The following is an 8,373-nucleotide window of genomic DNA, read 5'->3' as shown; positions in this document are numbered from 1 at the left end:
CCCGGGGGCGATGCCGCGGAAGCGGGGCGCGAGCCGCCGGCGCCGACCGCCGCGCTCGGCGCGGGCGGGCTCGCGTACGCCGGGGACGTCCCGCCCGAGACGATCGCGGCGGCGGACGAGGTCGTGGTCACGGACTCCAACCGGCGCCGCATCCACGTGCCTTCGCGGCTCGTGCAGAACGCGGGGCCGGTCCTGGCGGCGAGCGAGGCGCCCTCGATCGACGCAGCCGTCCTCAACCCGTTCCCCCGCGCGGACGCGCAGACGGTCGCCGTCTACGACGGGATCGAGGCGATCAGCGCGCCGTCTTCGCCCGGGTTCCCGCAGTTCCCAGAGAACCGGCCGTTCGCCGCGATCGACGGCGATCCGCATACCCAGTGGCAGGCCGATCGCGCGCTGGTGCCCGAGCGGCACGTGCTCTCGCTCACCTTTACCGAGCCGCGCGAGATCGCGACGCTCGACCTGCTCCCGTACAACGACCGCACGTCGACCGTGCTCGCGGTCGAGGTGCAGGGCCGGCGGTACGACGTCAAGCGCGGCTGGAACCGGCTGGACGTCGGGCTGCGCGCGGTCAAGACGCTCACCGTTCGCATCGCGCAGATCCACAAGCCCGCCGGGCTGAAGGCCACGACCGGCGGCATCCGGGAGCTGCGGATCGACGGGTTGCAGGCCCGCGAGGCGCTGCGCCCGCCGACGCTCGCCGAGCGCGCGGTCAGCGACGACGCCGCGCTCACCTACCTGTTCCAGCGCACGACCGGCGACGACCCGTTCCGGCGCACGCCCAAGCGCGGACCCTCGGGCGCGGCGCTCGCGCGCGACCGCCTCGACGGGGAGACCGGCCTCACGCGCGTGTTCAGCCCGCCGACGGCTCGCACGTACGACGTCGACGGCTGGGCGAGCGCCGCCGCCACGGCGCCCGACGACCAGCTCGACCGCCTGGTGGGCGGGCCGGCGGGGTTCACCAGCTCCGCGCGCTTCGAGGGCCGGCCCGGCTTCCGCGCCTCGAGCGCGTTCGACGGCACGCCCCGTCCGTGGATCGGCGCGTACCTGCACGGCCGCACGGCGTGGATCGAGTGGACCGGCCCGCGCCAGACGATCGACACGCTCACGCTCGCGCCGGTGGCCGGCGTGCGCCGGCCGACCCGCGTGCGGCTCGTCGTGGACGGCGTCCCCTCACCGCCCGTGGACGTCACCGGCGACACGGTTCGCTTCCCGCCGGCGCGTGGAAGCCGGTTCCGGCTCGAGATCCTCGCGGCGCGGGGCGACGCGGGGGCACGTGAGCGCCGCGCGGTCGGAATCGCCGAGATCCGCGGGACGCGCACGCGCGCCACCGTCCCGCGGACCGGCCAACTGAGCGACGCCTGCGTGCTCACGGGGACGGTCGGCGGCCGTCCGCTGCGCCTGCGCGCCCTCGGCACGATCCAGGACCTCGACGCGGGCCGGCCGCTGCGCGTCCTTGGGTGCGAGCCCGTCACGCTGCCGGCCGGCTCGACCCGCCTCCAGCTTCCCGCCGGCGTCCTCGCCCCGTACCTGCTGCGTCTGCGCTCGGGCACCGGAGCGGCGCCGCCGAGCCCGGGCCGCGTACTCGACGCCGGCCGCGCGAGCACGAACGGCACCCGCACGGGCATCCGCCTGCAGCTCGACGCGCCCGCCCGCCTCGTGCTCGCCGAGAGCTACAACCGCGGCCGCCGCGCCACCTGCGACGACGAGGACCTGGGGGAGCCGGAGGTCGGCGCGGCGTTCGGCACGGCCTGGCACGTCCCGGCGAGCTGCCGCGAGGTGAAGATCACGTTCGCGCCGAACCGGCTGGTGCTCGCCGGCTATGTCGTGTCGCTCGTGGCCGTGCTCGCGCTGGTGGCCGTGCTCGTGTGGCCACGAAGAAGGGCAGCGGCCGTGGCGGCGGGCGGCGAGGCGGCGGCGGGCGCGACCACCCGGCGCGTGCCCGCCCGCGACGCCGCGCTCGTCGCCGTGCCGGCGGGGCTCGCGCTGGGGTTCGTGTTCGCCGCGCGCGCCGTGCCGCTGTTCGCGCTCGTCGTGTTCATCACGCTGTGGCGCGGCATCGGCGCGCGGCGGCTCGCGTTCGCCGGCGGCGCGATCCTTGCCGTCGCGGTCCCGGTCCTCACGCTCTTCATCAGGCCCGACAACCGCGGCGGGTTCAACCCCGAGTACGCGCAGCAGGGGATCGCGGTGCACTGGGTCGCCGTCGCGGGCGTGACCCTGCTGATCCTCGCGCTCGCGCGGGAACTCAGTACGGCCAGGGCGCGGCGGGGTCCAGCCCGATCCGCTCCGCCCAGCGCCGCTGCCCCGCCACCACGAGCACCTTGATGACCACGTTGCGCGCGAACCAGGGCAGCTCGCGCAGCCACGCACCGACGTCGCGCGGACCGTCGACCACCCGCTCGAACTCGGCGAGCGACCCCGTCCGGCCCACGTACCGCCAGCGCGGCGACCAGAAGCACTCGACGAGCAGGGCCAACGTCACCCCGATGGACGAGAACGAGTCGTGGACGAGCATCACGCCGCCCGGCGCGACCCGCACGCCCCAGTCGTGCAGGTCGGAGCGCGCCGGCCCGAAGCGGTGCGCGCCGTCCACGTACAGCAGCGACAGCGGCCCGGTCACGTCCGCATGCGCCTCGGACGAGAACTTGCGCACGTGCCGGACCCGGTCCGCGACGCCTGCCGACTCCAGGTTCGCGTGGAACGCCTCGAAGTCCGCGTCGCCGCGCGCGGCGTCGGCCCCGATCTCCTGCGGGCCGCGGTCCGACCCGGCATGCGGGTCGATCGCGATCAGCGACCTCGCGGCGCGCGCGAGCACGACCGCCGACTTGCCCCGGAACGAGCCGATCTCCACCACCGCCCCGCTCGGCCGCGAACGCGCAGCCGCAGCCTCCAGGCGCGCGGCCTGACCCTCGGTGAGCCAGCCCTCGATCAAGTCGCGACTCGCCGCAGGCCGATCGCGAGCACCGACAACGCCGCCGCCGCCTGCAGGGCGAGCACGATCGCCGCGAACGTGACCAGCGACTCGATCCCGAGCCCGCCGAGCAGCGCGACCTCGGCGATCGCGACCGCGCCCAGCACCGGCAGGAACGCCACCCGCCCCAGCGCCAGCATGTACTGCACCGCGAGATAGCCGACCGCGAGCAGCGACATCGCGCAGCCGAGCACGAACAGCGCGTCCGCGGCCACCACGGTCTCCGGCCCGAACGCGAGCCGCAACACGGTCTCCGGCGCCAGCGCGTACACCGCGAGCATCGGCACCGCGACCACGCTCACCACCCCCAGCGCCCGCGCCAGCACGGGCCGCGGGTCCTGCCCGAGCCGCGCCGCGCGCGTCGCTTCGGGCAACAGGTACAAGCCGATGCCGATCGCGATCCACACGACCGCCTTGGCCGCGACTGCGGCCGCCGCGTAGGCGCCGGCCTCGTCGCCGCCGATCTGCCGCTTGACCATGATCACGTCCACGTTCTGCAGCACGGCGATCAAGAACAGGCCGACGACCGCCGGCCACGCCCCGCCGACCAGGTCCCAGAGGCGCTGCGCGGCGTGCCCGCCGTGCGCGGCGCCGAAGCGCCCGCGCCCGATCCACCACAGCCCCAGCGCCATGGCCAGCAGCGACAGCGGTGTCCCCAGGTAGGCACCGGTCACGCCCAGCCCGGCGCCGACCAGCACGACACCGAACAGCAGCCGGCCCGTCGCCTCGAACACCAGCGACCACGCCACCGGCTTGTACGCGTGCACGCCCTGCAGCGCGCCGCGCTCGACCGACAGCAGGATCCACAGCACCGCGGTGGGCGCCGTGGCGGCTGCGGCCCACGCCTCTTCCACGGCGATCAGGTCGGAGATCGGCTCGCGCAACAGCACGGCGAGCGCGGTCACCACGGCGCCGCCGATCAGCAGGCGCCTTCGCCAGACGGCCAGGGTCTCGGCCACGCTTAGCCGTCCGAGCGCGACTTCGCGTGCGACGGCCACCTGCAGCGCCGAGCCCGGCACGGCCAGGATCACGAACGCCGACACCAGCGCCGCCAGCGACCCGTAGTCCTCGGCGCCCAGCAGCCGCGCGAACAGCACGGTGAAGATCACGGCCAGCGCGTTGTTGGCCATCGTGGCGGCGGCCATGCCGACGGCCTTCAGCGTCTCCGAGCGGGAGACGACCGTCCGCAGCTTCACGGGCTCGCGCGCGCGAGCCTCCTCCAGCACGTCCAGCGTCTCGCGCGCCGTGCGCTCCCACGTGAACCCCGACGCGCGCTCCCGCGCCGCCGCCCCCAGCCGCTCGCGCAGCCCCGGCTCGTTCACCAGCCGCTGCACCGCGGCGACCAAGCCAGAGCCGTCTTCGGCCAGCAGGCCGGTCTGGCCGTCCACGATCGACTCCGGGAGCCCGCCGACGCGCAGCGCCGCGCTGGGCGTCCCGCACGTCGCCGCCTCCATCACGGTCAGGCACCAGCCCTCCGCGGAGGACGCGGTCAGGTTCACCCAGGCCTGCGCGTACAGCGCGGCCTTGGTCTCCTCGCTCACGTGCCCGTGCAGGATCACCCGCTCGCCCAGCCCGCGGCGCGCGATCTCGGCCTCGAGCTCCGTCCGGTGATCGCCCTCGCCCGCCACGTCGAGCACCGAGCCCGGAATCGCCTCGACCACGTCCAGCAGCAACTCGATCCGCTTGTACTTCTTCAGCCGGCCGAGATACAGCAGGCGCGGCGTCGACGAGCGCTCGGGCAGCGGGCCCTCGAACCCGACCACGCCGAGGTAGCCGACCCGCACGTCGTCCTCCGGCACGCCGAGCTCGACGAGGTCGGCCTTCGCGGACTCGGAGATCGTCAGGAACGGTGACCCGCCGTAGAGCAGCTTCAGCGGCAGCGTCTCCAGCACCACTGCGGCGACCGCACCCACGCGGCCGAGCTCGGTCACGTAGTGGTCGCGGTGGACGTGGTGCACCAGGGTGACGCGCGGCTTGCCGCCTAGCCACAGCGGCGTCCAGAACACGATCCCGTTCACGACCTCCAGCACGACGTCCGCTTCGCGCGCGAGCCCGCGCCGCACGGCCCACGCCGCGCGCGGGAATACGGTCGTGCGTGAGCCCATGTGGTGCAGCTCCAGGCCCGGCGCGGGGCGGGAGACCGGCTCCGCGCCCTCGTAGGTGCCCGCGACGACCGTCACCCGATGGCCCCACTGGAGCCAGTGGATGACCTGACCGAAGAGGTTCGCGCCGGTGCCGCCGCCCTGCGGGTGCGTCCAGTCGCGGTCGGTCAGCAGCAGGATGTGGGCCATCGAGCCGATGACCGTAGCCGATGCACCAGACTACACTGGCCCGCCCATGTCGCCCCGGCACGCCCTGATCATCGCCGCCACGGCCATCGTCCTCGCGCCCCCGAGCGCGTACGCCCAGGGCGCGGGCGACGACCAGTACAACGACCCCTTCGGCGACGAGCAGGAGCAGGAGGCGACGCCCACCGCGACGCCCGCCGCTCCCGCCGCCACCGCGACGCCCGCGCCGCCGTCCACGGCGCAGGCGACCGCCACCCCCAGCGTCCCGCAGGCCACCGCGACGCCCGTCCCGGCGGGTCCGACCCTGCCGCGCACGGGCATCGACGCCTGGCCGCTCGCACTCGGGGGTGCGCTCCTGCTCGGCTCCGGCCTCGCCCTGCGGACGCGCCTGCGTGACCAAGACTGAGCTGACGGCCGGACCCGAGGCCACCGAGCGCGCCGGCGCGGAATTGGCCCGCACGCTCGCGCCCGGCGACGTGGTCCTTGTGTCAGGGGACCTCGGAGCGGGGAAGACGACGTTCGTGCGGGGGGCATTGCGAAGCTTGGGCGTAGAGGGGCCGATCACGTCGCCGACGTTCGTCGTCGGGCACATGCACGAAGGCGCGAGCGGGCCGCTTTCGCATCTGGATCTCTATAGGCTCGCGGGAATGTCGGGTGAGGATCCCGGACTGCTCGACCCGTTTTTCGCGGACGACGCGATCGTGTTCGTCGAGTGGCCGGAACAGGCCACCGACGCGTTTCCGGCCGAGCGCGTCAAGCACCGTGTGCGGTTGTCGCACACGGGCGGTGACGGGCGCCGGATCGAGGTCGACCCTTGACGGGCGCGATCGTCGGGATCGACACCGCGACCCGCGCGACCGCTGTCGCCGTACTCGTCCCCGGCGGGCGCGAGGTCGAGCGCCGCGACGATCCCGCGCCGCACGAGAGCCCGCGCCACGCCCAGGTCCTGCAGCCGCTGCTCGAGCAGGCGCTCGAGCAGGCGGCGGTGACCTGGGACGACGTCGCGACGATCTGCGTGGGCGTGGGGCCGGGCGGGTTCACGGGCCTGCGGCTCGGGATCTCGACGGCGCGCGCGCTGGCCCAGGGGCATGATCTGCCCGTCGTGGGCGTCTCCACGCTGGAGGCGCTCGGGCGCGGCGTCGAGCTCGCGACGCCCAAGGAGCTCGACCTGCCGGGCGCGCCCGAGATCGCCGGCCCGGTCCTGGCGGTGCTGGACGCACGCCGCGGTGAGGTCTTCGCCGCGATCTACCGCCACCACCGCGTGACGATGGAGCCGTCCGTGTTCACCCCCGCCGACCTCGCGGAGCGCGTCGCGGCGCGGCGCGAGTGGGGGCGCAGCCCGATGCTGGGCGTCGGTGACGGGGCGGTACGCTTCAGGTCGGAGCTCGAACGGTCCGGAGTGGCGGTGCCGTCCGACAGCTCCCGCGCCCACCGCGTGAGCGCCCTGATGGTGGCTCGGCTCGGACGGGCGAGGGAGCCCGTCGATCGCGACGCCCTGCTCCCGGACTACCTCCGCGAGCCGGACGCCGTCCCGCCCAAGCCTTGACCGCCCCGCCAGCCGCTGCCATCGAAGTCCGCCGCCTCACGTACGCCGACCTGCCGCAGGTCGTCGCGATCGAGCGTCGGGCGTTCACGTCGCCCTGGTCGCTGGCGATGTTCGTGCTGGAGCTGTCCAAGCCGACCGGCATCTGCCTGGCGGCGGAGATCCCCGCGGGCGGCGAGCCGGAGCTCGGCGGCTACCTGATCTGCTCACGCTACGACACGGTCTGGCACGTGATGAACGTCGCCGTGGACCCGACCCAGCGCCGGCGCGGGATCGCGACCGCGATGCTCTCGTCGCTGCTCGCGCGCGTGGAGCACGACGCGCAGCTGACGCTGGAGGTGCGCAGGTCCAACGCGGGCGCGATCCAGCTCTACGAGCGCTTCGGCTTTAGGTCCGCCGGGGTGCGCAGGCGCTATTACGCGGACAATGGTGAGGACGCACTTGTGATGTGGCGCACGCCCGCGACCCTGCGCGGAACCCTCGACGACGTGCCCGGCACATGATCCTGGCGATCGAGACCTCCTGCGACGACACCTGCGCGGCGGTCGTCACCCGTACCGGTGAGATCCGGTCCAACGTCGTGAGCTCCCAGGGCGTGCACTCGCGCTTCGGCGGCGTGGTGCCCGAGTGGGCGTCGCGGCACCACCTGGAGCTGGTCAACCCGGTGGTCGACCAGGCGATGGAAGGCGTCGACTGGGAGGAGATCGAGCTCGTCGCGGTCACCCAGGGGCCCGGCCTGGTGGGCGCGCTGCTGGTCGGCGTGGCCACGGCGAAGGGCCTGGCGGCGGCGCGGCGGCTGCCGCTCGCGGCCGTCAACCACCTGCAGGGCCACGTGGCCGCGAACTTCCTCGGCGGGTTCGAGCCGCCGTTCGTGTGCCTGGTGGCTTCGGGCGGGCACACGTTCCTCGCGCGGGTGGAGGACCACGTCGGCTACGAGACGCTGGGCCAGACGCTCGACGACGCCGCCGGCGAGGCGTTCGACAAGGGCGCCCGCCTGCTGGGGTTGGGCTATCCGGGCGGGCCGGCGCTGTCGAAGCTGGCCGCTTCCGGGGATTCGACCGCGTTCAAGTTCCCGATCGCGGCCAAGGTCGCCGGCCTGGACTTCTCCTTCGCGGGCCTGAAGACCGCGCTGCTGTACAAGGTGCGTGACCTCGGCGAGGCGGAGACCGAGCGCCTGAAGGCCGACCTCGCCGCCTCCTACGAGCACGCGATCGTCGAGGCGCTGATGCTGCGCGTCGAGCGCGCGCTGGAAGCGGAGCACGAGCCGCGCCTGGCGATCGGCGGCGGCGTCGCCGCGAACCGCCTGCTGCGCGAGCGCGCCCAGTCGCTGGGCGTCCCGGTCCACGTGCCCCCGCACGCCCTCTGCACGGACAACGCCGCGATGATCGCGTCCGCGGCCCGCCACGTCGAACCGACCCCGTACCCGCACTACCTCGCGCTCGACGCGTACGCGACGAAGCGCGCCGCCTGACGTGGCGGAGCCACGCGAGGGGGACGCGGCCGCGCGCGGCGACGACGCCGCGCCCGCCGGGGCCACCGGCGAACCGTCGCCGCCCGGCCCCGCGGGCGCGCCG

General features: G+C 74.7%; 8 protein-coding genes. 6 read left to right on the top strand and 2 right to left on the bottom strand.

The features are described 5' to 3' along the window. Positions 1–2,322 (top strand): hypothetical protein (locus OJ962_RS33815; RefSeq protein ID WP_270006928.1); only part of this gene is annotated, 2,322 nt, incomplete at its 5' end. On the opposite strand, the gene OJ962_RS33810 is transcribed toward OJ962_RS33815, so the two are convergent. Both OJ962_RS33810 and OJ962_RS33805 read right to left on the bottom strand, forming a co-directional pair. Continuing rightward, complete coding sequence (locus OJ962_RS33810) at positions 2,243–2,929, bottom strand: class I SAM-dependent methyltransferase (RefSeq protein ID WP_202954007.1); 687 nt, start codon at positions 2,927–2,929, stop codon at positions 2,243–2,245. The two genes, OJ962_RS33815 and OJ962_RS33810, sit on opposite strands and share 80 nt — an antisense overlap. Beyond that, positions 2,926–5,259: a glycosyltransferase gene (locus OJ962_RS33805; RefSeq protein ID WP_202954008.1), complete on the bottom strand. Its 2,334-nt coding sequence runs from the start codon at positions 5,257–5,259 to the stop codon at positions 2,926–2,928. Before OJ962_RS33805 ends, OJ962_RS33810 begins: the two co-directional genes overlap by 4 nt. A gap of 46 nt (positions 5,260–5,305) precedes the next feature. On the opposite strand from OJ962_RS33805, the gene OJ962_RS33800 reads away from it, so the two are divergent. The 5 genes from OJ962_RS33800 to tsaD are packed head-to-tail and all read left to right on the top strand — an operon-like array spanning position 5,306 to position 8,270. Further along, on the top strand, positions 5,306–5,662 hold the full coding sequence (locus tag OJ962_RS33800; RefSeq protein WP_202954009.1) for an LPXTG cell wall anchor domain-containing protein: 357 nt from the start codon (positions 5,306–5,308) through the stop codon (positions 5,660–5,662). Continuing rightward, positions 5,649–6,074, top strand: coding sequence for a tRNA (adenosine(37)-N6)-threonylcarbamoyltransferase complex ATPase subunit type 1 TsaE (gene tsaE, locus OJ962_RS33795; protein ID WP_202954010.1), 426 nt, complete (start codon positions 5,649–5,651; stop codon positions 6,072–6,074). Before OJ962_RS33800 ends, tsaE begins: the two co-directional genes overlap by 14 nt. Further along, positions 6,071–6,802 carry a tRNA (adenosine(37)-N6)-threonylcarbamoyltransferase complex dimerization subunit type 1 TsaB gene (tsaB, locus tag OJ962_RS33790; protein WP_202954011.1) on the top strand — a complete coding sequence of 244 codons (732 nt, stop codon included), beginning with the start codon at positions 6,071–6,073 and terminating at the stop codon, positions 6,800–6,802. The genes tsaE and tsaB overlap by 4 nt, the downstream gene beginning before the upstream one ends. Further along, positions 6,799–7,302 (top strand): ribosomal protein S18-alanine N-acetyltransferase, encoded by a 504-nt coding sequence (rimI, locus tag OJ962_RS33785; RefSeq protein ID WP_202954012.1) that lies wholly within the window; start codon positions 6,799–6,801, stop codon positions 7,300–7,302. Before tsaB ends, rimI begins: the two co-directional genes overlap by 4 nt. Beyond that, positions 7,299–8,270, top strand: a complete 972-nt coding sequence (gene tsaD / locus OJ962_RS33780) for a tRNA (adenosine(37)-N6)-threonylcarbamoyltransferase complex transferase subunit TsaD (RefSeq protein ID WP_202954013.1) — start codon at positions 7,299–7,301, stop codon at positions 8,268–8,270. Before rimI ends, tsaD begins: the two co-directional genes overlap by 4 nt. Positions 8,271–8,373 lie beyond the last annotated feature (103 nt).

This window comes from Solirubrobacter deserti (assembly GCF_027587175.1).
Classification (GTDB): Bacteria; Actinomycetota; Thermoleophilia; order Solirubrobacterales; family Solirubrobacteraceae; genus Solirubrobacter; species Solirubrobacter deserti.
The sequence above is the reverse complement of the archived record's forward strand: the minus strand, read 5'-3'. Positions and strand labels throughout refer to the sequence as shown.